The sequence below is a fragment of the Pantoea sp. LS15 genome, from assembly GCF_012241585.1.
Taxonomy (GTDB): domain Bacteria; phylum Pseudomonadota; class Gammaproteobacteria; order Enterobacterales; family Enterobacteriaceae; genus Enterobacter.
Genome location: NZ_JAAVXA010000011.1, coordinates 1 through 26,454 on the forward strand (window position 1 = coordinate 1; position 26,454 = coordinate 26,454).

16 protein-coding genes and 1 pseudogene are annotated in these 26,454 nt (G+C 54.5%); 8 read left to right on the forward strand and 9 right to left on the reverse strand.

Translation table 11 applies throughout. The features are described 5' to 3' along the window. Positions 1 to 619: 619 nt before the first annotated feature. The 3 genes from HED65_RS15835 to HED65_RS15845 all read right to left on the reverse strand — a co-directional run bounded on the left by HED65_RS15835 (position 620) and on the right by HED65_RS15845 (position 4,179). Positions 620 to 1,942: an MFS transporter gene (locus HED65_RS15835; protein ID WP_114979280.1), complete on the reverse strand. Its 1,323-nt coding sequence runs from the start codon at positions 1,940 to 1,942 to the stop codon at positions 620 to 622. Between the two features lie 261 nt (positions 1,943 to 2,203). Then, positions 2,204 to 3,229 (reverse strand): inner membrane protein YhjD, encoded by a 1,026-nt coding sequence (gene yhjD, locus HED65_RS15840; protein ID WP_114979281.1) that lies wholly within the window; start codon positions 3,227 to 3,229, stop codon positions 2,204 to 2,206. Between the two features lie 50 nt (positions 3,230 to 3,279). Continuing rightward, on the reverse strand, positions 3,280 to 4,179 hold the full coding sequence (locus HED65_RS15845; RefSeq protein WP_114979282.1) for a LysR family transcriptional regulator: 900 nt from the start codon (positions 4,177 to 4,179) through the stop codon (positions 3,280 to 3,282). 119 nt (positions 4,180 to 4,298) lie between these two features. On the opposite strand from HED65_RS15845, the gene HED65_RS15850 reads away from it, so the two are divergent. Together HED65_RS15850 and HED65_RS15855 are read left to right on the forward strand one after the other, a co-directional pair. Then, the gene (locus tag HED65_RS15850) at positions 4,299 to 5,057 is read left to right on the forward strand and encodes an SDR family NAD(P)-dependent oxidoreductase (protein WP_114979283.1); all 759 of its coding nucleotides are present in this window, start codon (positions 4,299 to 4,301) and stop codon (positions 5,055 to 5,057) included. Positions 5,058 to 5,229: 172 nt separating this feature from the next. Continuing rightward, positions 5,230 to 5,832 carry a response regulator transcription factor gene (locus HED65_RS15855; RefSeq protein WP_114979284.1) on the forward strand — a complete coding sequence of 201 codons (603 nt, stop codon included), beginning with the start codon at positions 5,230 to 5,232 and terminating at the stop codon, positions 5,830 to 5,832. On the opposite strand, the gene HED65_RS15860 is transcribed toward HED65_RS15855, so the two are convergent. Beyond that, a complete protein-coding gene (locus tag HED65_RS15860) occupies positions 5,811 to 6,149 on the reverse strand; it encodes a lysozyme (RefSeq protein ID WP_114979285.1) in 339 nt (112 codons plus the stop codon). The genes HED65_RS15855 and HED65_RS15860 overlap by 22 nt on opposite strands. 71 nt (positions 6,150 to 6,220) lie before the next feature. Continuing rightward, positions 6,221 to 6,760 (reverse strand): GNAT family N-acetyltransferase, encoded by a 540-nt coding sequence (locus tag HED65_RS15865; protein ID WP_114979286.1) that lies wholly within the window; start codon positions 6,758 to 6,760, stop codon positions 6,221 to 6,223. 147 nt (positions 6,761 to 6,907) lie between these two features. On the opposite strand from HED65_RS15865, the gene HED65_RS15870 reads away from it, so the two are divergent. Continuing rightward, positions 6,908 to 8,497 (forward strand): STY4199 family HEPN domain-containing protein, encoded by a 1,590-nt coding sequence (locus HED65_RS15870; RefSeq protein WP_114979287.1) that lies wholly within the window; start codon positions 6,908 to 6,910, stop codon positions 8,495 to 8,497. Here the strand turns inward: HED65_RS15870 and HED65_RS15875 are convergent, their stop codons facing one another. Together HED65_RS15875 and HED65_RS15880 are read right to left on the reverse strand one after the other, a co-directional pair. Next, positions 8,498 to 10,147 (reverse strand): alpha,alpha-trehalase, encoded by a 1,650-nt coding sequence (locus HED65_RS15875; RefSeq protein WP_114979288.1) that lies wholly within the window; start codon positions 10,145 to 10,147, stop codon positions 8,498 to 8,500. It lies immediately after the preceding gene. Between the two features lie 185 nt (positions 10,148 to 10,332). Continuing rightward, the gene (locus tag HED65_RS15880; RefSeq protein WP_223256828.1) at positions 10,333 to 11,043 is read right to left on the reverse strand and encodes a response regulator transcription factor; all 711 of its coding nucleotides are present in this window, start codon (positions 11,041 to 11,043) and stop codon (positions 10,333 to 10,335) included. Between the two features lie 212 nt (positions 11,044 to 11,255). On the opposite strand from HED65_RS15880, the gene HED65_RS15885 reads away from it, so the two are divergent. From HED65_RS15885 to HED65_RS22540, 4 genes and pseudogenes are all read left to right on the forward strand, one after another. Further along, a complete protein-coding gene (locus tag HED65_RS15885) occupies positions 11,256 to 15,071 on the forward strand; it encodes an Ig-like domain-containing protein (protein WP_223256829.1) in 3,816 nt (1,271 codons plus the stop codon). After that, positions 15,068 to 16,153: a hypothetical protein gene (locus HED65_RS22725; RefSeq protein WP_223256830.1), complete on the forward strand. Its 1,086-nt coding sequence runs from the start codon at positions 15,068 to 15,070 to the stop codon at positions 16,151 to 16,153. The genes HED65_RS15885 and HED65_RS22725 overlap by 4 nt, the downstream gene beginning before the upstream one ends. Before the next feature lie 136 nt (positions 16,154 to 16,289). Then, positions 16,290 to 19,400, forward strand: a pseudogene (locus HED65_RS15890) (Ig-like domain-containing protein); the annotation flags it as partial. Positions 19,401 to 19,661: 261 nt separating this feature from the next. After that, positions 19,662 to 20,966 (forward strand): Ig-like domain-containing protein, encoded by a 1,305-nt coding sequence (locus tag HED65_RS22540; RefSeq protein WP_411266780.1) that lies wholly within the window; start codon positions 19,662 to 19,664, stop codon positions 20,964 to 20,966. A 36-nt stretch (positions 20,967 to 21,002) separates the two neighbouring features. On the opposite strand, the gene HED65_RS15895 is transcribed toward HED65_RS22540, so the two are convergent. After that, entirely contained in the window at positions 21,003 to 21,299 is a 297-nt protein-coding gene (locus tag HED65_RS15895; RefSeq protein WP_114979290.1) for a Biofilm associated protein A, read from the reverse strand. A gap of 183 nt (positions 21,300 to 21,482) precedes the next feature. On the opposite strand from HED65_RS15895, the gene HED65_RS15900 reads away from it, so the two are divergent. Further along, a complete protein-coding gene (locus tag HED65_RS15900) occupies positions 21,483 to 25,043 on the forward strand; it encodes a response regulator (protein ID WP_114979291.1) in 3,561 nt (1,186 codons plus the stop codon). 10 nt (positions 25,044 to 25,053) lie between these two features. Here the strand turns inward: HED65_RS15900 and gorA are convergent, their stop codons facing one another. Then, positions 25,054 to 26,406, reverse strand: coding sequence for a glutathione-disulfide reductase (gene gorA, locus HED65_RS15905; protein ID WP_114979292.1), 1,353 nt, complete (start codon positions 26,404 to 26,406; stop codon positions 25,054 to 25,056). Positions 26,407 to 26,454 lie beyond the last annotated feature (48 nt).

Below are 26,454 nucleotides of genomic sequence, written 5' to 3' on the forward strand. Positions count from 1 at the left end.
GGCGAACAAAACAAACTCGGTACGTAATGACATGGTATCTCTCGCATCCCAGGGCATAAGCGACTCCATTAACGGGTTCTTATGCCTTAGTTGTAAGTGTCTACCATGTCCCCGAACAAGTGTTCACCATGTCCCCGGACTGTACAGGGCTGAGGGATCCCCAGTAATTTTTTCACCGAAAGCGATGAATATTGCTTCATGAAAATTAATGGCTTACAGCGATGCCCTGGTCCGGCTGTAAATCGCCGAAGCGTTTCCGTAAGGCCGGGGCGAGGCGCAGGGATGCGCCGAGAGGGCGTGGCCTGCAGGGATGCAGGCTCATGCCCGACCCGATAGCCCGAAGGAATAAGCTGAGGGGACCGCGAAGCGGCGATTTACCGCCGGGAGCCTGGGTTGCCAGGGTGGTGGCGATTGAGCCACCCTGGCACGTTCACCGGTGATGTCCTTACAGAGTAGCAAGGAACGTAAAGTGAACGGAATAACCTCCACTGCCGTATGTTCCCCCTCACCCCAGCCCTCTCCCTCAATGGAGAGGGGGTCGTCCATGCAGGCATTATTTTATGGGGATCCTTCACCCCTGTGGGAGAGGGTCGGAGTGAGGGCATCAGCCCGCAGTGAATTACAGGGACTGATGCTTAGTCTCATGCGTCAGCAGCAGTGCAATCAGCGTCAGCGCCGCCATAGCTGCCAGATAGACACCGACATAGAACAGACCATAGTTTGCCTGTAACCAGGTCGCGATGTACGGAGCAACAGACGCGCCCAGAATGGAGGAGACGTTGTAAGAGAACGACGCACCGGTATAACGCACTTCCGTCGGGAACAGCTCCGGCAGCAGCGCGCCCATTGGGCCGAAGGTCAACCCCATCAGGCTCAGGCCAATGAGCAGGTACGCCATCACCAGCGCCGGGCTACCGGAACTCAGCAGTGGTGGGAAGACAAACAGGGCAAACAGAATGATCAGCGAGGTGATCACAATCATGCTTGCGCGGCGACCAAATTTATCCGCCAGCAGACCTGCAATCGGTACCATCACACCAAACCCAATCACCGCCATCATCAGCATCCACAGCACTTCGTTACGCGGCAGGCCCAGCCCAACCGGCGCGGCGGCGGTACTGAATGTCATGGAGTAAACGGTCATGATGTAGAACAGGGTATAGGTCGCCAGCATGATAAACGTGCCCAGCACGGTCACGCGGACGTGTTTGGTCAGCAGCGTGCCCAGCGGTACTTTCACCTGTTTTTTCTCGGCGGCAACTTTCGCGAAAACAGGGGTTTCATGCAGAGAAACACGGACATACAGACCAATCAGCACCAGCACGGCAGAGAACACAAACGGGATACGCCAGCCCCAGCTCATGAACTGTTCATCTGTCAGCAACCAGGAGAGCAGCAGGAACGTCCCGTTGGCAAAGAAGAAGCCAATGGGGGCGCCAAGCTGCGGGAATGAACCATACAGCGCACGTTTACGCGCCGGTGCGTTCTCGGTCGCCAGCAGCGCTGCGCCACCCCATTCACCACCCAGCCCCAGACCCTGACCAAAACGCGCCAGCGCCAGCAGAACGGGAGCCAGAATGCCGATAGTTTCGTAAGTTGGCAGCAGACCGATGGCCACGGTGGAGATCCCCATCGTCAGCAATGAGGCCACCAGGGTGACTTTACGCCCAATGCGATCGCCAAAATGTCCAAACAGCGCAGAGCCAATCGGACGGGCAACAAACGCGATAGCAAAGGTGGCCAGAGATTGTAGCGTGGCTGCCGTCGGGTCTCCCTGCGGGAAGAAAATATGCGGGAAGACGATGACCGCAGCGGTGGCATAAATGTAAAAGTCGAAGAACTCGATGGCGGTGCCAATCAGCGATGCGACGACAACTTTATTGCGCGAATTTACCGGAACGTTTTCTGCACCAGAGTCGAGTGTTGTGGCTGTTGCTTGCATAATATTTTCTTATTTTTTGTCGAACGAAAGGCCATATTACGCACAGCAAAAGCGACATTTCAATCTGTAACAAAGCTGTTGGCTGGTGATAAAAGCAACAAAAAGCGGATAATTTTCAGTCCAGCCAAAACACGTCTATGAAATGCTTCACAGATTTTAAATATTAGTCAATAAAACTGGTTTTTGGTTAAATAAAAGTTACAGGCTGGATTTATATGCTGAAATGATGGATCGGGCTGAAATTTCAGCCCGGAAGAGGCATTACCGATGCGTTTTCCCCGGCATCCTCGGGTCATCTTTGTACTGAGCGGTGGCAATCCACGCTGCGCAGAACAGGGTCAGGCGGGCGAAAAAGTAGAAGAACGCCATCAGTCCCAGTACTGAGCCAAACGCTGCGCCAGAAGGGGACTTAACCAGTGCCGGCAGGGTCCAGGTCATCACAATTTTGATTACCTCAAAGCCTATCGCCGCAATCAAGGTTCCACGGATCAGCGCCTTTTTACGCGGACGATGGCGAGGCAGACGCCAGAAGATCCAGAAGAACAGCAGGTAGTTAGCGAAGATGGAAATCACCAGACCAATGCCGCGCCAGGCGGGTTTCAGCCACTCGATATAATCGAGATAGAGCGCAGAGATAATCATCTGCTGCGCGGAGCCTGCCACGGAGGTAATAGAGAGCGTTATGACGAGCGCGACGAGAAGGCCAATCAGCGAAACAAAGTCACGGATATACTTAACCCAAATCTTTTCCTGATCCTGAGGTTTGCGCTCCCACGCCTCGCGCGACTGGGCGCGAATGGCCTCGCGCAGGTTGCCCATCCAGTTAACGCCGGAGTAAAGGGCAATCAGCAAACCCGCGATGCCGACCGTAGTACGCTGTTGGACGGCTGTATTGATGGTGCTTTTGAGCGTACTGGCAAGAGTCGGGTCGCTGACATTATTCAGGATCTTAGCGAAGATATCCTGAAGCAGCGTTGGGTGCGACGCGAGCACAAAACCGGCCGCCGCAAACGACACCATCAGGATCGGGATCATCGACAGGAAAGAAAAATAGGTGATGGCGGCACCAAACTGGTTTCCCATGCGGTCATTGAAGCGCTCGGCCGCACGTATCAAATGCGCCACCATGGGAAACTGCTGAATTCTCGCGACGATGCCAGTGACGGTTCCCAGCGCTTTGCTGGCGGCGCCTGGCGATTTGGCCTCTTCGGGCCCGGTTTCCATCTTTTTGATGGGATCATAATCTAACTGTTGGGTGGGTCGTTGCGGGTTGTTTTCCGGCGTCACGCGTCTTTTCCTTTTCGTTTGGCTGGATGTGATTGAATTATAGCTTGCGACTAATCCACATAAGCTTTTGTGAGTTCGGTAAGCCACTCCATAAACAGATGTACCCGGCGGGAGAGGTTACGGCGATGGGGATAAATCAGAGAGACAGGCATCGGTTCGGCCTTGTATTGCGGGAGGATCTCAATCAGTTTCTTCGCGCGCAGTAAATCACGCACCCCAACCCGTGGAACCTGAATAATGCCCAGCCCGGCGAGACAGGCAGCCTGGTAAGTTTCCGTGCTATTGACGGTTAACACCCCGCCCGTTTTTATCCACTGTGTTGAGCTACCGTTATAAAACTCAAAGCCCTGAGGACGGTTGCCCAGCATGGCAGCGTAATGAATGACGGCATGTGAGCCTAAATCGTCCAGCGTTTCCGGGTAACCAAAACGCGCCAGATAATCCGGGCTGGCACAGTTAATCACCGACAGTTTACCCAGTGGACGCGCGATAAGCCCTGAATCCTTCAGTGTACCGACGCGGACGACACAATCAAACCCTTCGCGGATCACATCCACAAGACGATCGCTGCTGCTGAGTTCCAGTTCGATACCGGGATACTGCTGCAGAAAAACAGGCAGTTTGGGGATGACTAAATTTCGTGCAACGGCGACGGGCATATCCACGCGTAACCGCCCGCTGATGCTGGAGGGGTCGTGCTGAAACATTCCGTCGAGTTCATCAAGGTTTGCCAGCAGATCTTTTGCTCGTTCGTAATAGACCATGCCGTCCTGTGTCAGGCTCACGCGACGCGTGGTACGGTGCAACAGCTGGGTGCCAAGCCGGTTTTCCAGCGCCTGAATCTGCCGTGACACGCTGCCTTTCGGCAGCGTTAATGTTTCTGCCGCGCGGGTAAAACTCTCCAGTTCCGCGACGCGGACAAACAACTGCATTGCGTGAATTTTATCCATAGATGAAGCTCATTGTTGTTGCCGTTGAAACAGTGAAGCGTTTTATCCCATCTTTATTGATTTTCTATCACCTAATAAGCTCTTTCTCAATCTCCATAACAGCCAAAACGAGGTTTATGATGACTGAACGTATCGCATTAGTGACGGGTGGTAGCCGTGGACTGGGTAAAAACGCGGCTTTGAAGCTGGCGGCAGAGGGGACGGGAATTATCCTGACATATCACCGCAGTGAGCAGGAAGCACAGGATGTTGTACGCGAAATTCAGGGAAAAGGTGTCAGAGCGGCAGCATTACAGCTCAACGTCGGGGATATCGCCAGTTTCGACCATTTTGCCCAACAGCTTCAGGAAACCCTTAACACCGTCTGGCAGCGCGACACCTTTGATTATTTATTAAACAATGCCGGAACGGGGTTATACGCGCCCTATACCGACACGACGGAAGCTCAGTTTGATGAGGCGTTAAACATTCATTTCAAAGGGCCGTTTTTCCTGACACAGCGCCTGCTGCCATTGCTTAATGACGGAGGACGGATCCTCAATGTTTCCAGTGGACTGGCTCGTTTTACTCAGCCAGGTTCAGGGACCTATGCGGCCATGAAAGGGGCGATGGAAGTGCTGACCCGTTATCAGGCAAAAGAGCTGGGCGCTCGCGGGATCGCCGTCAACATCATTGCTCCCGGCGCGATAGAGACGGACTTTGGCGGTGGACGTGTGCGTGACAACGCGCAGTTGAATCAGATGCTGGCTTCACAGACCGCCCTGGGTCGGGTGGGGCTACCGGATGATATTGGCGATGCCATTGCGGCCCTGCTTAGCGATAAACTGGGCTGGATGAACGCGCAACGTATTGAAGTATCAGGTGGAATGTTCCTGTGATGCCTATTCTTAAGGGGAAGGAACCTCTTAAGGAAATCCTCAACATTAATGTGTCCAGATACTGACAGATATAAAGAACACGGGTGGATTTGTAACGCCTCCATTCATTGAGTTTTTTCTTAAATACCGCCTCTGTAGAATCCCCTTCGCTATTCTCAGAGGGAGAGAAACGATGCGAGTAATCATGTTTGACAGGCAGTCAATATTTATTCATGGAGTGATACACAGTCTTCAGACGTTAATTCCAGAAATAAATATAACAGGAGCCTGTCAGGCAGAAGATTTATGGGCTCAGGTATCAGCATCACCGTCTGCTATCGTCATGATTGACGGAAATTTAATTCAGGATGAGGAGAGCGGGTGGCTGGAAGCGCTTATGACTCGCTTCCCGGCAATATGTGTAGTGATGGTGTTAGCGAAAAAAGAGGCCCGATGGGTTGAGCAGTTGTTGCAGCGAAACGTCATGGCCATTATTCCCCGCAAGGCGAGCCCCGAACGGTTTTCCGCCGTGCTGGATTCGGTATCCAGAGGGATGGTCTGTTTCCCCGGAGAGTGGGTTAAACAGCCGTCGTCACCTCAGGCCTTATTAACCCTGAGCGAACGCCAGCGTGAAGTCCTGAAATTGCTGGCCGCAGGGGAATCTAACAAAGAGATTGGACGCAATCTCAACATCAGTGCGGCCACGGTAAAAGCGCATCTGGAAGCGCTTTTCCGTCGGCTGGATGTTAAAAACAGAACGCAGGCAGCCATGTACTATACGCGGGAGACGGTCTGAAGAACCGCTTTCGGAAGCGAGGACATCTCACCGAAGCTGAATAGCATCAGTACCATTGTGTCATGCTGCTGTTGGGTTAATGGCTGTGCCATATTTTCCTGCAGCAGCCTCTCACATAGCTGAATGTCCTTATGAAGCAAATATTCTGCCTCAGAAGGGGTGATCAGACCGTTAAACGTTTCCCGGTCGCGGATAACGTGGCCATAACCAATAACCCATAAACCGTTTTCGTCACGATATTTCGCCAGTGAAAGCCCCTGATGATTTTTTATTAACGCAATAGCGGCAGCCGATATTTTCAGTGCATGACCTTTCATATTTGTGTCCTCTTAATAGCGACACTGTAGAGGAATCAACGTCAGAGAAATATCCGCCAAATGGCTGTTGATCAGGCGTTATTGCTCAGGTATTCCTGCCTCAATAAACCGAACAACCAGTCATTATGCCAGCGCCCGGCAAGGTAATAGCTCTCGCGTAACTCACCTTCCAGACGAAAATGGGCTTTTTCCAGCAGGCGTCTTGAGGCGACATTCCCCGCAGTGACGGTAGCGGTCAGCCTACGTATCCCTCCCTGATGAAAGGCATAGTCACAAAGTGCCTGCAGGGATTCGAAGCCGTAACCTTTCCCCTGCGCCGCGGGCGCAAAAAGAAAACCCACTTCAGCACAATCCTCTTCCCGATGAATATACCCGGTGACACCCAGCGCCGTCCGGGTGGTGGCATCACGCACGACGAGACAAAGCCAGTGTGGGCTGCCAGGTATCCATGGCGTCAGACGAGCGTCAAAAGCCTCGCGGATCTCTGCTACAGGGCGATCTTGCGCAACAAAGCGCATGACATCAGGATGTTGCTGTAATGCCAGGAAAAAGGGCCAGTCGTTTTCATGCAGGGGTGAGCAGCTAAGGCGCAGGGTGTTTAAAACAGGCATTCAGATTCTCCTGACACTTTTTAAATGATTTTAGGGTTGTCACTTTATTTCAATAGAAAGTCAGGTATGGTTAACCTCGTATAAATAAAAAGAAAAACGGCCGTCACGTGCCATTCCGGATGTCTTCGTTGTTGCTTAAGGAAAATAATGGCTCTCAGTACATCACATCACGTTCGCGAACAGTTCGAACACTGTCTCGCGGTCATTCGCCAGGCCTCAGTGGAAATTTTGCTTCTTCTGAATGTACATGCTTCTGAGGGCAAAGATCCACGTTGGTTTCTTGAACAACTGGACAGTGCGCGTTTAGGTCTGGGGGGCTGGGGAGCCGTTGCGAAGAAGCTCAATCTGAATGATGCCGAAATGTCGGAATTTACGCTGCAATTGCGCCTGCTTCAGCAGCGCGTACCGCAGTATGAAAGCGGGCAGGATGTGAGTGAAAACCAGCTGATTGCGGCAATGCGGTTTGTGACTGCACTGGAACACCTTCGTCTGCAGCAACCGCTTCTGACCTACAGCACTGAACTGGCTCCGGGCAGTGAACTCCAGCAGCAACAGGCGCACAAACAGGTGCGTGCAATTGAGCTGATGTTAAAAGGGCTCATCCAGCAGGCCTGGCCCGATCAGGTGCGGTTGAATAACCATCTTAAGACGCTTTTTAACGCCGACCGGGTAAGACGCTGGTTGAAGCTTGGCGAGATTAACGATGTCCTGAGCGGCATGATGTTCAGTGAACTGGCGCAGATGCTGGTGGATAAAAAAGAGTTCAGCCGCTATTACGCTTCGCTATTCAGTGACCCGACCATGCTGACGCTGCTGGTGGAACCGCGTAAAACGCTGCAAACCTTCCTCGATGACATTCGGCAAATCCGCAACAACATTACGGTTCAGAAAACATTAAGTTCGGCGCAAATTCAGTTGCTGGATAACTATTACACGCAGATCAGCCGACCGGTTCAGCGTGCGTTTGAAGAGGGGAGAACACGCGTCAATCCGACCGGGTTAATGGCGGTAGATGCCAGCGAATTGCATACCTTCTGGGAAAAGGCGCAGAAAATGGATCGGGTCACTGGCGGGGATCTGTTTGAAGTTCGTGACACCATTGAAAAGCCAACCCAGCGCGCACCGCGCACCCCAGAACAACGCGAGCAGCTTATTTCTGGTGCGTTATGGGGGGCGGTTGGCGTCATGGTGATTGCCATCGTGGCAGGGGGCTTCTGGCTGGTGACCAGTGGTAAACCACAGCCTGCGACCGTCAGTGCCGCAGAAACAGCGCCTCCGCAGGAAATGCGCGAGACGCCTTCCTCGCGTGAAACACTGACGCGTATGGGTGTGACCTGGGACGAGAATAATTTCCGTTCGGCCATTAACCGCAACGATACCCGCGTGGTTCAGCTCTTTTTACAGGGTGGCATGGACTGGAAGCTGTCATGGACCGAAGAGGCGATGTCGGCAGGTTATGACGATGTGCTGGAACTGATGTTACGCTACCAGCAGAACATGGTTGAAGAGAAGCCGTGTCGTCGCTTTATCAATACGCTCAGCCACGCCATGTCGAATGGCGAGCCTCTGACATCAAAACGTAAAGAGTATCTGAAAGCATTCTGTACGGTGCCAGCCGTGGTGAAACGCCAGCAGCACGATCTTGATATGGCGACCCGTCGTGCGCAGTCACAACCGGATGCCACCACGAAAAAATGGCAGTCCATCCAGACCGCCATTTATGAGGTGATTCGCTGATTAGGGTTCCCCATACAACCCAATCAGCCGTCGCACCACGCCGTTCGTCCAGCCAAAGCCATCCTGCAGGGGGTATTCACCACCGCCCCCTTCGCGTGGCGTACTGCTGGCGATGTGGTACTTCTCAATGAGCTTATGGTGGTGATTATAAAAATGGTTCACCGTCTGCAACCAGCTCCAGGCGATCTCATCCCCTAGCGAATCATTTCCGTACTGCTTGAAGCCCTGAATTGCCATCCATTGCAGCGGGGCCCAGCCGTTGGGTTTATCCCACTGTTCGCCGGTTTCATACTCGGTGGCGAGAATACCGCCGGGGGTCAGCAACCGCGTTTTTACCGCATCAGACAACCGCTCAGCCTGCTCATGCGTTGCCATACCAACGTATAAGGGCACAATACTTGCCGCAGAAAATAGCGCCATGACCTCGCGGCGCCAGTCGTAATCGCGGTAACAGCCATTTTCTTCGTCCCACAGGTAACGGTTGACCGCTGCGCGACGATCGCTGGCTTTCTGGCGGAACAGGTCGGCGGTTTCTTTATCACCTTTTGATGCCGAGATATTGGCGATAGCACTTTCCAGTTTAAACAGGAAAGCGTTCAAATCTATGGGAATAAACTGCGTAGTACGGATGCTGGCAAGCCGGCCTGGTTCACGTAGCCAGCGAGAAGAGTAATCCCAGCCGGAGGCCGCACCCGCACGCAGGTCGCGATACACCTCATTGGGCGGACGACCCGAGTGTCGGGCCGTTTCCACATCCTCAATCCACGATTCGTCACGCGGGGTGTCACGGTCGTCCCAGTAACGATTGAGCAGCGAACCGTCCGGCATACGCACGGCACTGCGGTAAGCCTGATTAAGCAGCAGTGACTCTGCGCCGTCCATCCAGAAGGCATGCTCCATTTTGAGGTGCTCAAGATAACGCTTGGCCCCGCGTACCCCGTCCTCTTCAAACAACTCCACCATCAGGGCAAAAACGGGGGGCTGAGAGCGGCTGAGATAATAGGTGCGATTGCCGTTCGGAATATGGCCGTAGCGTTCGATTAGCCAGGCGAAGTTATCCGCCATGCATTTCAGCAGATCGTTCCGGCCACTTTCGGCCAGCCCCAGCATGGAGAAGTAAGAGTCCCAGTAGTAGGTCTCGCTGAAACGCCCGCCGGGGACGATATACGCTTGCGGAAGCGCCAGCAGGGATGACCAGGGAATATGATCCTGCGGCTCGCGCGTTAGCACTGGCCACAGACTGTCGATGTGCTCTTTTAGCGAAAGGCCGGGGTCGGACACATATTCCGTGCTGTAAGTCTCCGGTAACCAGAAGTGGTTCTCCACAAACTGGCGCAGGTCGAAATCCCGGTGACGTTTGACCTTGCGATAGCGGATCAGGATATCCAGCGGATCCATCTTCGGCGCGCAGTCGGGGAAGGTTTTGCTGTCTGCAAACAGTCGTGACGATTGCACGTGTTCGAACAGTTCAAGATAGCGGTCTGCGGGCGTCAGGGCATCAGAGGCGGGTAGCCCTTCGATCATCTCGGGTTCCGGCTCCGCTTCAATCATTTCATCCAGTTTCAACTCACAGGGATCGGTCTCGTAGCGCAGCTCTTCTTCAATCCCGAACTCGATGTTCTCGGTAGCCTGTGTCTTCTGGTTGAACATGGTGATAAGGACCTCCGGTTGTGTGTTCAAAGAGATTGTTCTTCCGGGTGTCTTTAAAGCGTAGACATTCGCTTCGGTAGATGGGGAGGAATATGTGCGGCAGATCACTCTTTTCGGAGCATTCGTTTTGCAACAAGTTATGTAAAAAAGCCCGAACATGCCGTCGCCCGGGCATCTTCCGCAGTTCAGTAAAGATAATTCCGTTTTGCCAGATCCACCAGTTCCGCCAGGCGGGTTATTTTGAATTTTGCCATGATGCGCTGCTTATACGCGCTCACCTTTTTATTATTCATATTGAGCATCGAGGCGATAATCTGATTGCTGTAGCCCGCGGAAATATAGCGCAAAATACAGATATCAATATGAGACAGCGATAATAACAGCGATGCGTCCCGGGGATACCTGGCGTGGTGATGCCATAGTTCCGGGCCATAGCAATATCCCCCGGAGGCGATCCTGTTGACGGTGGTAATAATTTTATCCAGTGAGCTGTTTTTATTTATATAACCTGCCGCACCGGCTCGGCGGCTCAACTGAATATGAAAATCACTGGAGGATGAAGACAAAATGAGAACCTGAATATCAGGGTAGTCTTTTCTTATTTGCATCAGATGAGAGAAAACCTCGGGGCTCTGTTGCAGATGTTCCATAATAATCAGGTCAGCATGTAACATCGGCAACGCGCTGTGCATTGTCTCAATCGTGGGGAATTGTGCCGCCGTCTGATAACCGTGTTCTGCTAATAAACCCTGGATGCCAGTCCGCAGTAATGAACTGACATCCATGAGAATGACTTTTTTATCTGACATTCCTGATTGTCCTGATTGGGTGACAAAAATGTCATTTTCCATCTGCGCTAAAAAAAGTTGGCTAAGACTTGTCTTTATCTTCACCATTATTTTCTGAGGTCTAAATACCATCAGGTTACTGCGCCTCTTTTTCCTCTTTTCCCCCTCTCAACAACATATAAGACCGGTTTGCGACAGGTCTTATTAAGACAAAACTTGCCAACCGGGAAGATAGTGTCAGCCAGGGAATGTATCCCGTATGGAAGTGCGTCTGGCGCATTGCGCGGACACAGATCGATTATTTACACGAGAATTTAAACATGACTCTCAAGCCAGTAAATATTGCAGTCGTTGATAAAGATACGATTGTCAAAGCTGACGTTCTGCGCAGTGAAAAGGTTGGCAGTGCTGTCAAAATCAAAGCCATCCCGAATGCAAAATACATTCTTGCCGAAGGGAAAAATGGCGTCGCGCCAGAAAACATTACGCTGAAACGCGTGGGCAAAGACCTGTTCGTCATGCTGGAAGGCACTGATGAAGATCAGCCGCAGCTGATCATTGAAGACTATTTCGATAACCCAGGCGAACTGGTGGGTAAAGGCGAAGATGGTCAATGGCATGAATATATCGCCACCGACGGTGATGATGACCATAAAGCCGCTTTCCTGCTGGATGGGGAATCCTCCGCTCAGGCGTTGGGCGCAGGGGCAATTGCGAGCCTGGATGGTCTGGCTGTTGCGGGTACCGCGTTTTCTCCAGCTTTGCTGGCGCTGGGTGCGCTGGCCGGGATCGGTGCGCTGGTGGGCCTGGGTGCCATTATTCGTCATAACCGTGACGATGGCGGTGACAAAAAAGGCACTGTTGCACCTGTTACCACCCCTGAACTGACTGATGTGCACGACGACTACGGCACGAAAACCGGCTCGATCCCGCAAAACGGTGTGACCGATGACGCCACCCCAACGTTTAGCGGTAAAGGTAAAGCGGGCGATATCGTTGAGTTCTGGGAAAACAACGTCAAGCTCGGCGAAACCCGTGTGGGTGCGGATGGCACCTGGACCTGGACACCAGAAACCCCGCTGGCACATGGCGACCACAGCATTGTGCTGATCGGTAAAAGCCCGGATGGCCGTACCAGCGCCCCAAGCGACTCTTTTGATTTCACCATCGATCTGGAAGCGCCAGCCAAACCGGTTATCGGTGAAGTGACCGATGATGTCGGCGCGGTGACAGGACCTATCCATAACGGTGATGCGACTGACGACAAACAACCGGTCTTTAGCGGCGAAGGTGCCACGCCTGGTGATACCGTACGCCTGATCGTTGACGACGAAGTCGTCGGTACCGCCATTGTTGGCGAAGACGGCAAATGGGAAGTGACCCCGGAGAAACCACTGCCGGAAGGCAGTCACACAGGTACCGTGATCATCACCGATCCGGCTGGCAACGACAGCAAGCCATCTGATGACTTCAAATTTATCGTTACACCTGAAAAACCGGTCATCGGCGAAGTAGAAGATGATGCCGGTACCATTGTCGGGCCAATCCAGAATGGCGGTGCAACTGACGATACGCAGCCGACCTTCCGTGGTGAAAACGGCACGCCTGGCGATACCGTCAGATTGATTGTTGACGATGAACTGGTGGGTACCGCGATCGTTGGTGACGACGGTAAATGGGAAGTGACCCCTGAGAAACCGCTGCCGGAAGGTGATCACGTCGGGAAAGTGATCATTGCCGATCCGGAAGGTAACGCCAGCGAACCCTCTGATGATTTCGAATTCATTGTAGACCTGCAAGGCCCTGACAAGCCGGTCATTGGTGACGTTGAAGACGACCAGGGGCCGGTGGTGGGTCCTATTCACAATGGTGATACCACCGACGACACCCAGCCGGTATTCAGTGGCGACAAGGGTACGCCAGGCGACACCGTGCGTCTGATTGTTGACGACGAAGTGGTGGGTACCGCGATTGTCGGCGATGACGGCAGGTGGGAAGTGACCCCTGAGAAACCGTTGCCAGAAGGCGAACATGAAGCGGTTGTCGTGTTCACCGATCCGGTGGGTAACGACAGCGAGCCGTCTGATCCAATCGGTTTCATCGTCGACACCACGCCGCCGGTAAAACCGACGATTGATAGCGTGTTTGATGATGCTGGCCTGAAAACGGGTAACCTGGCTAACGGCGATATCACAGATGACAGTACCCCGACCTTTGCGGGTACCGCAGAGAAAAACAGCCTGGTGCGCATCATTGTTAACGGTAAGGAAGTGGATTCCGTTACCGCTGATCCAACAGGCAACTGGACCTGGACGCCATCTCCGGCGCTGACGAACGGTCACTACGATGTGAAAGTGGTTGCCGAGGATAAGGCTGGCCTGCGTTCTGAACCGTCTGATGCGTTCTCGTTTGATCTGGTGGCAGGCGGTATTCCTCCGGCACCAGCGATCACGGACGTGATTGATGATGTTGCTGCTCATGTCGGCACCGTACAGCAGGGTGACGTCACGAACGATGACAAACCGACCATCACCGGTACGGGTCAGGACGGTACGACGATTTACCTGTACGACGGCGCTAACCCGACGCCGATCGGTAGCGCTGTCGTAACCGGTGGAACCTGGACCATTGATTTCGACACCCCACTTGCGCAGGGCGAGCACCGCTTCCGCGCGGTCGCGGAAAACGCTGTGGGCAACCGCAGCCCGGAAACCGGCGAGTGGGTGATTATTGTTGATTCCGTTAATCCGCTGGCACCTACGGACATTGAACTGTGGGACGACTTCGGCACGCCAGGCATTATTGCGGATAACGACACCACCGACGACAACACCCCGACCTACCGTGGGAAGGGCGAGCCTGACGGCACCGCAATCATCGATCTGGGGAACGGCACTACCGTGCGTGTCCCGGTGGATGGCAGCGGTAACTGGAGCTACACCCCGGCACCGGCCCTGGCGGACGGTGACTACACCTGGAAAGTCTCGATTGAAGACAAAGCGGGTAACGTTGGCCCAGCTTCTGACCCTATCCACTTTATCGTGGACACCAGCCACAACGGTGTATCTATCAGCCACGTGGAAGACGATGAAGGGGCGCTGACGGGTAATCTGGCCAGCGGCAGCCACACCGATGACACGACACCAACCGTTGTGGGCCGCGCTACGCCTGGTGCCGAAGTGAAAGTGTATCTGGACGGTAAGTTTGTCGGCAGCGTGATCGCTGACCCGGCTAGTGGTGAGTGGAAATATACCTTCAACCCGGCGCTGACCGCTGACGGGACATACCAGATTACCGCCAGTGAAAATACCGGCACGGGTGACAGTGCGCAGACCGCACCGTTTGAACTGACGCTGGATACCCGCATACCGGTTGGCTCGTTCGATAGCGTATCGGATGACGTAGGTCTGGTGCAGGGGGACCTGCCGAACCCGGCAGTGACGGATGACACCACGCCAACCCTGCACGGGACCGGTGTCGCGGGCGATACCGTCTTCATTTATGACGGCACCACACTGATTAACACCGTTACCGTCGGTCCGGATGGCTCATGGAACTACACCCTGCCTGCACAGAACAACGGCACGGAACTGGCCCTGACAACGGTCTTCCAGAGCCCAACCGGCGTAAGAAGTGCGCCGTCTGCGGAATGGAAAATCATCGTTGATACCGATGCACCGGCAAGCAACGCGGTGGTTGATGAGATGACCCATGACTCCGGTGTCAGCGGCAGCGACTTCATCACCAACAGTGGTCAGGCCGGCAGCCTGATCAGCGGCCATCTCTCGGCCCCGCTGGAAGCGGGTGGGAAAGTGCTGGTCTCTACTGACGGCGGGAAAACCTGGCTTGAAGCCATGGTTGACGGCGACAAGTGGGCGTTTGTCGACGGGCAGGGGCACAGCGCGGACTGGACTGTACTGACGCGCGTGGTCGATATCGCCGGGAACTACACCGAATCCTCACAGAAGGTGGTGCTGGATCAGGTGGCACCGGATGAACCGACCGACGTGGTGCGCAGCGGTAACGACGTGACGGTGACGCTGCCAGGCAGCGGGATTGTTGAGGGCGACACCGTACTGGTGAAGAGCGGTGACATTACCGTGACCCATACGCTGACATTGCTAACGGCAACGTGACCCTGAGTCTGCCACCGGGCGGCTACACCGATATTCCGGTGGGGGCGGCGATTGTTGACGCGGCGGGTAACAGCTCCAGCTACCGCACCAGCGCGTTCACCAGTACCAACAGCTTCGAAGACGATACGGAGTTCGCGGACATTAATGCCGGTGCGTGGGTGCACGGGATGCGTTTCTCCCACACGGATGATACCGGCACGGCGGATTATGAGTTCAACAAACAGATTATCGGGGTGGGAAACACCAACAGCCTGTATTTGTACAGCACGTCAACGGATACCGGAATGGCAGCCAGCATGTTTGTTGACTTCCAGTATGGCGCGAAAACGGTCGATTTCGTTTTCAACCCACGCTTTGCCGGTCCGTCTACGGTGGTGACGTTCTACGACGTTAACGGCAAGGAGATTGGCTCTATGCCGGTGAGCGCTCCTATCAGTAACCGTAACGTTCCGGTGTCGTTCACCAGCCCGGATGATACGCCAGTTTACCGGATGGAAATTCACCACGAAGAGCAGTCATCCAGCTCCGGGTTTGGTTTCAGTATCGATAACCTGGTGGTGAGCGGAACGGCGAAAAGCGTCACTCCTGGCGAGTTCCTGGCGGATAACCAGGGCGATATCTGGTACGGCGATGCGGCTGACAACCTGTATCAGGTGGCTGACGTGGCCAGCCTGACCAATGCAGTGATTCAGGGGGGAGAGGGTACCGATACGCTGAAGCTGCTGGGGGCGGATCAGCACCTGGATCTGAGCACACTGACACATCCTGTCCAGTCAGTGGAAGTGTTCGACATTACGGGAACAGGCAACAACACCCTGACGCTGAGCGCGGGTGATGTGCTGGAAAACGCCACGCAGAACCTGTTCCACGACAACGACTTCAACCAAATGATGGTGAAGGGCGACGCGGGCGACTCGGTGAACCTGAGCGACCTGCTGCCGAACGGTATGGGCCCGGGGAACTGGACCGATGGCGGGACGGTAAATGTTGGGGGCGTGGAGTATCAGTCTTATCAGATGGATAGCCTGAATACCGAGATCCTCGTTCAGATGGGAGTCACGGTCACGCTACAGAACCATTAATTGATGCCAGGAAGGGGAGGCTTCTGTGCTGAAGCCTCTGAACGTTTTAGATCAGATCATAAACAGAATTCATTTGGAAAATTGTATGAAAAAGACCATTACTTCTAACAACAATACTGAACCAAACATCGCCACTATGGCGACGCTGCCACCACTGCCTACTGACGTTTTACTGTGGAACGACTATCAGTTCCCGCGTGAAATTTACAACGGCGATCTGAGCGAAGATAACACCCCAACCATCAGTGGTAAGGGTGAGCCGGGCATGACTGCCGTGATCGATCTCGGTGGCGGTAAGAGCGTGAGCGTGCCGGTAAACGCAGAAGGCAACTGGAGCTGGACACCTGCACCTGCACTGGCGGACGGTGCTTATACCTGGTCTGTCGCCCTGGTAGACGCTCAGGGTAACCGTGGTCCCTCTACCGCACCGGTTAGCTTCACTATTGATACCGTCGGTAATGCGGTGTCCATCAGCCACGCTGAAGATAACACCGGCCCACTGACTAACCCACTGGCAAGCGGCAGCAGCACGGATGACGTGAATCCGGTTATCGTGGGGACGGCGACGCCTGGCTCTCTGGTCACTCTGTATGTTGATGGTAAAGAGGTCGGCTCTATGACTGCCGATCCGACCACTGGCGCGTGGGCTATCGAGGTCAATCCGGCGCTGGAATCCGGTAAAACCTATGAAATTACTGCAGGCGAATACAGCGGCCCTGGTGAAATCCCGGCACCGACACGCCCGTTCCTGCTGACCGTGGATACCGTGGTACCGACCGGTTCTCTGGACCGTATTGAAGACAACGAAGGTCGCTATCAGGGCGATGTGGCGAACCCGGGCATGACCGATGACACCACTCCAACCCTGCACGGTACTGGCCGCCCAGGGGATATCGTGTTTATTCGCGATGGCGGTGACGTTATTGGTTCCACCACTGTCGGTGCTGACAACAACTGGGAATATACCCTGCCTGAGCAGACGAACGGCACTGCGCTGGACGTCAGCGTGGTCTTCCGTGGCCCAACTGGTGTGGAAAGCGCACCGACCGCGCCATGGAAACTGGTCATTGATACCGAAGCACCAAACAAACCGGTAATCGGTGATGTTGAGGACGATCAGGGTCCGGTTGTTGGCCCTATTCACAACGGTGACGTAACCGATGATACCCAGCCAGTATTCAGCGGCGAAGGTGCTGCGCCTGGCGATACCGTAGAACTGATTATTGATGACGAAGTTGTAGGCACCGCGATTGTCGGTGACGACGGTAAATGGGAAGTGACCCCGGAAAACCCACTGAAAGACGGTGAGCACGAAGCCGTTGTGGTGATCGTTGACCCTGTGGGCAACGCCAGCGAACCGTCCGCTCCGATCGACTTTGTTGTGGATACTCAGCCGCCGGCAAAACCGACGATCGACACTGTCTATGATGATGCGGGTCAGCAGACCGGTAACATCGCTAACGGTGGTATTACTGACGACAGCACGCCAGATTTCACCGGTACGGCCGAGAAGGGCAGCCTGGTGTTTATCATTGTGAACGGGAAAACCGTCGACTCTGTGACTGCTGACGCGAGCACCGGGGTCTGGACCTGGACACCATCACTGGGTATGGCAAACGGTCATTACGATGTCGCTGTTGTGGCTCAGGACAAGGCGGGGCTGCGCTCGGAACCTTCTGACACGTTCTCATTTGATCTGCTGGCGGGGGGTATTCCGACAGCGCCTGCGATCACCGACGTGATCGACGACGTTGATGCCCATGTAGGGACCATACAGAACGGCGGTATCACTAACGATGCGCGTCCAACCATTACCGGTACCGCACAAGACGGTACAACGGTCTATCTGTACGATGGCACTAACCCGAACCCTATCGGCAGCGCCGTGGTGACGGGCGGTCGCTGGACGATTGATTTCGACACCGATCTGGCCCAGGGCGAACACAGCTTCCGCGCAGTTGCAGAAGATGCGACGGGTAACCGCGGTCCGGAAACTGGCGAGTGGGTGATTATTGTCGATTCCGTTGATCCGCTGGCACCTACGGACATTGAACTGTGGGATGACTTTGGCACGCCGGGTCTCATTGCCAATAACGACACAACCGATGACAACACCCCAACCTACCGTGGTAAGGGGGAAGCAAACGGTACTGCGATTATCGATCTGGGTAACGGCACTACCGTGCGCGTACCGGTAGACGATAAAGGTAACTGGAGTTACACCCCGGCCCCGGCGCTGACGGATGGCGACTACACCTGGAAAGTCTCTATTGAAGACAAAGCCGGTAACGTAGGTCCAGAGTCTGCTCCGATCCACTTTACCGTGGACACCAGCCATAACGGTGTTTCTATCAGCCACGTCGTGGACGATCAGGGGGACATCACCGGTAATCTGGGCAGCGGTAGCCATACCGACGACACGACCCCAACAGTGGTGGGCCGTGCGACGGCTGGCGCTCTGGTAAAAGTCTATGTTGATGGCAAATACATCGACAGTGTGCACGCTGACGCCATTACTGGTGCATGGCAATACACCATCAATCCGGCACTGACTGCGGATGCAACCTATAAGATCACCGCCAGCGAAGATGCCGGCGCAGGTGAGAGTGCGCAGACGGCACCGTTCGAGCTGACGCTGGATACCCGCATCCCGACAGGTTCTCTGGATCGTGTTGCTGATGACGTGGGTCTGGTTCAGGGTGACCTGGCGAACCCGGCGGTGACCGATGACACCACGCCGACCTTGCACGGTAAAGGTGTGGCAGGTGATGTGGTCTTCATTTACGACGGTACCCGACTGATTGACTCGGTCACCGTAGGGCCTGCGAACACCTGGAACTTTACGCTGCCACAGCAGAATAACGGCACTGAGCTGTCTCTGACGGCGGTATTCCAGAGCCCAACCGGTGTGAAGAGCGCACCGACGGCACCGTGGACGCTGACCATCGACACCGAAGCACCTAATGTACCGGCAATCACCGGCATGTATGACGATGCGGGTAAGCTGATCGTTGACGGAACCCGTTCATCGGATGCTACGCCGGAGCTGCGTGGTACGGCTGAGAAGAACAGCCTGGTGAAAATTTATATACCGGGTAGCAGCGAGCCGATTGCCTCGGTGACTGCCGATGCGAGCGGTAACTGGAGCTGGACATCGCCGAAGCTGTCTGACGCATCACATGATTTCTATGTGAAAGCGCAGGATGCGGCGGGCAACGTGTCGGGCGAATCCAACCAGTATGGTTTAGTGGTGGATACGCACTCCGCTACTCCGGTCATCCTCGGGACTTACGACGATGTGGAAGGCGGTATTTATAAAGGGCTGGTGCCAAACGGCGGTCTGACCAACGACGCTAACCTGGAGCTGCGTGGTACAGCAGAAGCGAACAGCATCGTCTATATCTACAACGCGTATAACAACGCGGTGCTGGATACGGTGAAAGCCGATGCAAAGGGTAACTGGAGCTGGGAACGCGCAGTGGCGAACACGGCTGCGGGTCAACCGCACATGTTCTATACCATCGCCAAAGATGATTTGGGTAACGTCTCTGCTAAATCTGGGACCTATTCCATCAACGTGGATACCGTTAATAACGCGCCAGTGATCACCGGTTCCTGGGATGATGTGCAGGGTGGTGTGTATAACGGGTTGGTGGGTAATGGCGGCGTGACCAACGACCGTACGCTGGATTTACGTGGTACGGCGGAACCAGGCAGTGTGGTGTATATCGTTATCGACAACTACGGCACGGTATCGGGTTCTGTGACGGCAGGTGCGGATGGTAAATGGTCGTACCCGGTCGCTACCAACTACAACATGACCTACAACTTCCATGCTTACTCAGTGGATGCTGCGGGTATGGGGAAAACTCAGGAGATGCGCACCTATGGGTTAGAGTCGCTTATGCAGTCAGATCAACGCTTCGGCCATGGCAAACACTGGCCGCTGCCCACCACTGCTCCGCGACCATTTAACGCCTCTCAACCTGAGAAGAACATCATCGCGTTCAGCTTGTATGGCGATCAGCCGCGCTACTGCGAAACGCTGATTAAAAACATTGAAGCGGCAACGTCGCTGTTTCCTGGCTGGCGTTGCCGTGTTTATCTGGACAATTCGGTGCCGCAGCATGTCTGGCAACGTCTGCAGGCCGCAGGCGCTCAACTGGTCGACATGAGTCATGAGAGAGGTATTTATCCCACGTTGTGGCGTTTTCTGGTCATGGACGATCCACAGGTTGAGCGCTTTCTGGTACGTGATGCCGACTCACTGCTCTCCGAGCGTGAGCAGGTCTGTGTAGAAGCATGGCTGGGTTCACCCTGTTATTTTCACCATATGCGCGATTATTTCACCCACACGGAACTTTTGCTGGCGGGCATGTGGGGGGGATGCGGCGGTGTGATCCCGGATGTCGAAGGAATGATGCGTGATTTTGTGTCCCGCTATAAGGGGAGTGCGCGTTTCACCGATCAGTATTTCCTGAAGGCGGTGCTGTGGTCCACTGTGCGGCAAAGTATTCTCAATCATGATGATATTTTTGGTTTTCATCACGCTGAACCCTGGCCTGCACACCCGCCTGTTCGCTGGAAGGCTGAGCATTTTCATGTGGGAAGTAATGCTGGCTTTACGATCCTGGCCGGGCCCAGCGCTAAAAACGACGGAGAAACAGAGACTGTGGTGTTGAAAATAGAGGGTAACGCCTGGCGTTACATGGCGAACGTGCGTCAGGGACAGTGGAAACTGCCCGTCCCCTTTTTCCTGGCGGATGATTTCCGCAGTGGTAAGTTGCAGGTTGATGTGGTGACGCGTCGCTGAGGTTATACGGCCCCGCTGACTGGTGGGGCCGCATGTTTATACATCGCTAAGCCCCGTGTGCATTCCCACCTGGACTAACACCTCTGTTTCTATACCCGAATGTTGATAAACCTCATACTGCACGCCATCCACGGTAACAGAGCCTGTGGCTTTCGCCCATGCGCCCAGTTCGACATCGGCGGGTAACAGATCTGCAAGGTTTATTTTTTCTCCATCATTTCCTTTGATAAGCAACTGCGCATAATGATCATCGGAAAAAAGGTACTCTTCATTTTTTATTAAAATATCGTCGACCGTGATTTCTACCATCGCCGGACATTCATGTTTATTCATCGCCAACGGCCCCTTTACAACATAGCCTGGGCTTTTTACCAGGAGGAGTAGGGCACGCCAATAAGTTCGGTCTTATACTCTCAGGAGTGTTACCAGAACAAGACAAGACTTACTTAGTTCGGTAAGTAGGGGCGGTATAATTTTATTCTCCAGCATGTTTTCATTCAGGGATCGACTCTTACGATGCGCTTTTTATCAGCCCGGTTAATTAGCCTGTTTTTCACCGTGTTCTTTGTATGGCAATTGCCTGCGCAGGAACTGGTGCTACAACCTCGTGTTCAGGTGAATGCCCCTCATGTTCAGTTCAGTGATGAGGCGCAACGCTGGCTGAGTAACAACCCGACGCTGCATGTTGGCGTATGGGGGCAAGAGCACCCACCGCTGAGCGAAGGAATGGGGCACGGTGTCTTCAGCGGTATTGCCGCAGATTATCTGGCACTGCTGGAAGATAGCCTCAAGGTCAAAATTAAGCTGCATTACTATGATCAGAGCCATGATGCTCTCGCCGCACTGCAGCGACATGAAATACAGATGGTCGCAATCTGGAACCCCGAACTGTGGCCAAGCCCTGATCTGCAAGCCACGCCGCCATGGCTGCTGGACAAAGCGGTGCTGATGACCTCGAAACCACAAGGTGAAGCCCCCCTCGATCTGCGCAACAAAGTGCTTGGGCTGGTCGCTGGCAGCCATGCTGGCGATGCACTACGCCGTTATTACCCGGAGAGTACGCTGCGTTACCAGACATGGTATACCACCGCGGTGAGTGCGCTTGCCTTTAAACAACTTGATGCCTTGTGGATTAACCGGGCCAGCGCGGAGTATCTCACTCAATATCATCAGGCCAGAGGGTTGAGCTGGACGTTTAGCCCGGCGATACCCAATCTGAACATGAGTTTTGGCGTCGACCGTCAGCTCCCGTTGCTGGCAGAGGCCATTGACACCGTCTTCAAACATATTCCGTTAGCCAGCCGCCTGCGCATTGCGATCAACTGGGGTTTGAACCGCAGTTTTGTTATCACCAGCAATCCTCTGGGGTTGGATCAGGAGGAGGAAAACTGGCTCCGCGAGCATGGGGATATTAAGGTCATTATTGACCAGCGCCAGCGTCCCATCTCTTTTGTCAGTGAGGGCGAGTCCGCAGGCCTGGTGGTGGATCTGCTTAATCAGTTCCATGAGCAGTACGGCATTCGCTTTACTGTCATGCCTGCTGAAAACGACACTGAAATGCTTGCGCTGAAACGCGCTTATCCTGATGCACTTTTTGTCGAGCAGGTGATCGATACGCCGCAACAGACGAAAGATGGTACCGCTAAAACGCCGCCATTGCTCACGACACCCGCTGTGGTAGTGATGGATCAGGACATCAAGCGTCCGGATGATTTTACGCAGCTGAAAGGCGAGAAAATCGCCATTCAGGCCAGCGACCCGCTGATACCGTGGCTGGAGACCTGGTATCCCACCATTAAGCTGGTGATGGTTCCCCATATGGATGATGCGCTTGAGCGGTTAAAAAATGGGGAAGTGCGCGGGGTGATTGCACCGCAGTTTATTGCTAACTACCTGGTGACCCTTCATCACCCAACTCGCTTTCATCTGGCCGTGACCCTGCCTGTCACGCCGGTCGATCTGGTTTTGTCAGCACAAACGGGGCACAGCCAGCCGGTTAACATCATCAATAAAGCACTGGCAGATATGCAGCCGCAGGCGCTGATGCAAATGGCGGGAAACTGGCGTCAGGCGGCGATAGAAAACAGTGAAACCTGGGATAAAAGCACGCTGCTGAATTCGTTGGTCTGGGGTGTGCTGTTACTGCTGGTGGTGCTGGGCTGCTGGCTGTGGATCCAATACTTACGTGCCGCACTCCGTCGTGGCAACGTCTGGCAGCAGAAGCTGGCGGAACAACTGACGTTTACCCAGGCGCTGATCGACGCATCGCCCGTGGCGCTCTATGTGCGCGATCGGCAGGGGAATTTACTGCGTTATAACCAGGCCTGGAGCGAGGCTATCGGTCAGTCAGGCCAGGAGCTGATAGGTCTGCCAATTACCGCCATTAATACAATCGAACCTTTTGAGCTCGCGGCGATTGAAGCCAAATATAACCAGGCGCTGCAGGATGGTTTACCGCAAAAGTGGTCCGTCAGATTCCAGACAGACGGACGGTCGCGTTACTTACAGGGTTGGGTTGTGCCGTGGCATGACAGTCAGGGAGAGGTTGGCGGTTTAATTGGCGGCTGGCTGGATATTACGGAAAAAGAGCAGCTGATTACGCAGCTCTCAGAAACCAAAAGCAACCTGGAACAGGCCATTGCCAGCAAGAACGCGTTTATGCAGAGCATGGGGCATGAAGTGCGTACCCCGCTCAGCGTGATCACCGGCCTGCTGGAGATGGAGCTTCAGGGGCTGGATGCACGGCATGAGCACAATGAAAACCTGAACCTGATTTGGGAATCTTCACTCAACCTGCTTTCGCTTATCGGCGACATGTTCGATGTCTTCCGTGCCGATAACCCGCAACTGAACGGAACGACGCGTAGCACGCATTTGCCGCAGTTAATCGACAGTACCGTGGCGCTCTACCGGCAGCAGGCCGAAGCGAAAGGGATCACCCTGAATGTGCTGATCGAGCTGTCTACCGAGCGTTTTACTACTGATCCGCTGCTGATTATTCGCATCCTCTCCAGCCTGCTGCGTAACGCCATTAAGCATTCGGAGTGCCAGGAGATTGATGTTGAGGTGTATGAGGGGAGCAGAGATCCCGATGCCTCGACGATCCCACTGGTCATTGAAGTGTGCGATCAGGGAAAGGGAATTGACGGGGAAATGCTGGAGCAGATTACCAGGCGTGCTCACCATGTGACGCTGAAATCAGAGTGGACCGACACCGGGTTCAGCTTACCGGCCTGCCTGCATATGGCGCATGCCGCAGGTGCGCAAGTGCGTATCGACAGTGAACCGCATGAGGGCTGCGTGGTGAGCCTGCATTTCAACGCCGTGCCTGCTACCAGCAAAGTATTGACCCCTCCGCCGGTCGAACAGGCGCGTAGCCTGCATATTCTTGGCGTGGACGACTATCCGCCAGCGCGCCGTGCGCTGCAGCAGCGGCTGGAGTCCTGGGGGCACCAGGTGTCACTGGCAACGCAAGGGGCGGAAGCGTTATCGATGTGGCAGCAAAATCCTGGCCGCTACGATGTGATTATTACCGACTGTACGATGCCGGAGATGGACGGTTATGAACTGGCGCAGCAGATCCGCCATACCGAACAGCTTAACGGCCAGCCACCGATCCCGATCTTCGGCCTGACGGCGATGAGCGGCACAGAAACGGCAGCGCGTTGTCTTGAGGCCGGTATGAATGAATATCTGGAAAAACCGCTGACGGCGGAAAAACTCCAGGCGCTGCTGGAACGCTATTTTTCCGTCAGCAGCGTGAAACCTGCCCTGGGGAGTGATACTACGCAAACGCTGCATGCCGAGATGGTGGAGGTCAACAGACAAGATGCCAGCAAGTTGACGCAGTGGCTCGAGCAGAAAAATCGCGACAAGGTGGGTCGTATGGCGCACCGTATCAACGGCGGTGCACGGATGATGAATATGGCAGCGTTGCAGAAAGCCTGCGAACAACTGGAAACGGCCTGTCACGACGAGGGATCCTGGCAAGAGATTGAGATCCTCGTCGAACGCGTGCAGGAAGAGATGACCCGGTTTAATCAGCAGTTGTCGTCAGAGAGCGGTGAGACTCTCTGACGTTTTGACATCAACGCATGGTCACAAACTCTTCCGCGGCCGTCGGGTGGATCGCCACGGTGTTGTCGAAGTCTTTTTTCGTTGCGCCCATCTTCAGCGCCACGGCGAAGCCCTGCAGGATCTCGTCCATGCCGAAGCCGATGCCGTGAATACCGACAATCTTCTCTTCCGGGCCCACGCAGACCAGCTTCATGCGGCACGGCTGACGGTGTGAGGTGACGGCGGTGTACATCGCGGTAAACGCCGATTTATACACTTTCACCTGATCGTCGCCATACTGCTCGCGCGCCTGCGGCTCGGTTAAGCCGACAGTACCGATTGGTGGGTGGCTAAAGACCACGGTCGGGATATTACTGTAGTCCAGATGCTCTTCCGGCTTGTTGTTAAACAGACGCTCGGAGAGACGGCGACCCGCTGCAACGGCAACCGGAGTCAGCTCAACCGCACCGGTGTTATCACCGACAGCATATATGCCCGGTACGCTGGTGTTCTGGAATTTATCGACGACGATATAGCCTTTATCATTGGTTTTCACGCCCGTGACGGCCAGGTTGAAGTTATCGTTCGCGGGTTCACGGCCAATCGCCCAGATCAGGCAATCGACGGTCTGACTGCGGCCATCTTCCAGCTCCAGGGTCAGGCTGCCGTCTGCATTTTTCACTACCGCTTTTGGTATGGCGTTGGTGTGCAGGGTTGGGCCTTCGGCGTTCATCACTTCGAGCAGCGTGTCGACGATCAGCGGGTCAAAGCTACGCAGCGGCGCGTGTTTACGCACGAACAGATGCGCTTCGGCACCCAGACCATTAATCACGCCGGCAAGCTCAACTGCGATGTAACCCGCCCCCACCACGGCAACGCGCTTAGGCAGCGCAGGCAGTTCGAAGAAACCGTCGGAGTCGATACCGTATTCCACGCCCGGGATATTTGGGTGGCTCGGACGACCGCCGGTGGCGATCAGGATGTGATCGGCAGTGATCGTCTCGCCATTCACTTCGATCGTTTTTGCGTCCACAAAGCGGGCAAAACCACGGATCACGTCGACGTTATTTTTACCCAGTACGTTGTCGTACGAGGTGTGAATACGGTCGATGTAGGAAGTACGGCTGGCGATCAGTTTGTCCCAGTCGAAGTGGTTGATCGTGGTGTCAAAGCCATAGTCCGGGCCATACATATGGATAGCTTCACGGATTTGCGCCGCATGCCACATCACTTTCTTCGGTACACAACCCACGTTCACGCAAGTGCCGCCAAGTTCTTTGGCTTCAATCAGCGCACATTTCTGGCCATACATGGCTGCACGGTTGATGGAGGCGATGCCGCCGCTGCCGCCGCCGATTGCGATGTAGTCATAATGCTTAGTCATAGCTTTTATCCTTAATCGTGAATTGCCGCGATTGTATACCTGAAATCA

Coding starts and splice junctions, on each gene's coding strand:
- HED65_RS15895 (WP_114979290.1), bottom strand. CDS start 21,299: ATGAATAAACATGAATGTCCGGCGATGGTAGAAATCACGGTCGACGAT.
- HED65_RS22540 (WP_411266780.1), top strand. CDS start 19,662: ATGTTCTATACCATCGCCAAAGATGATTTGGGTAACGTCTCTGCTAAA.
- HED65_RS15875 (WP_114979288.1), bottom strand. CDS start 10,147: ATGTTCAACCAGAAGACACAGGCTACCGAGAACATCGAGTTCGGGATT.
- HED65_RS15835 (WP_114979280.1), bottom strand. CDS start 1,942: ATGCAAGCAACAGCCACAACACTCGACTCTGGTGCAGAAAACGTTCCG.
- HED65_RS15900 (WP_114979291.1), top strand. CDS start 21,483: ATGCGCTTTTTATCAGCCCGGTTAATTAGCCTGTTTTTCACCGTGTTC.
- HED65_RS15860 (WP_114979285.1), bottom strand. CDS start 6,149: ATGAAAGGTCATGCACTGAAAATATCGGCTGCCGCTATTGCGTTAATA.
- HED65_RS15855 (WP_114979284.1), top strand. CDS start 5,230: ATGCGAGTAATCATGTTTGACAGGCAGTCAATATTTATTCATGGAGTG.
- HED65_RS15850 (WP_114979283.1), top strand. CDS start 4,299: ATGACTGAACGTATCGCATTAGTGACGGGTGGTAGCCGTGGACTGGGT.
- HED65_RS15865 (WP_114979286.1), bottom strand. CDS start 6,760: ATGCCTGTTTTAAACACCCTGCGCCTTAGCTGCTCACCCCTGCATGAA.
- HED65_RS15885 (WP_223256829.1), top strand. CDS start 11,256: ATGACTCTCAAGCCAGTAAATATTGCAGTCGTTGATAAAGATACGATT.
- HED65_RS15845 (WP_114979282.1), bottom strand. CDS start 4,179: ATGGATAAAATTCACGCAATGCAGTTGTTTGTCCGCGTCGCGGAACTG.
- HED65_RS15870 (WP_114979287.1), top strand. CDS start 6,908: ATGGCTCTCAGTACATCACATCACGTTCGCGAACAGTTCGAACACTGT.
- HED65_RS15880 (WP_223256828.1), bottom strand. CDS start 11,043: ATGGTGAAGATAAAGACAAGTCTTAGCCAACTTTTTTTAGCGCAGATG.
- gorA (WP_114979292.1), bottom strand. CDS start 26,406: ATGACTAAGCATTATGACTACATCGCAATCGGCGGCGGCAGCGGCGGC.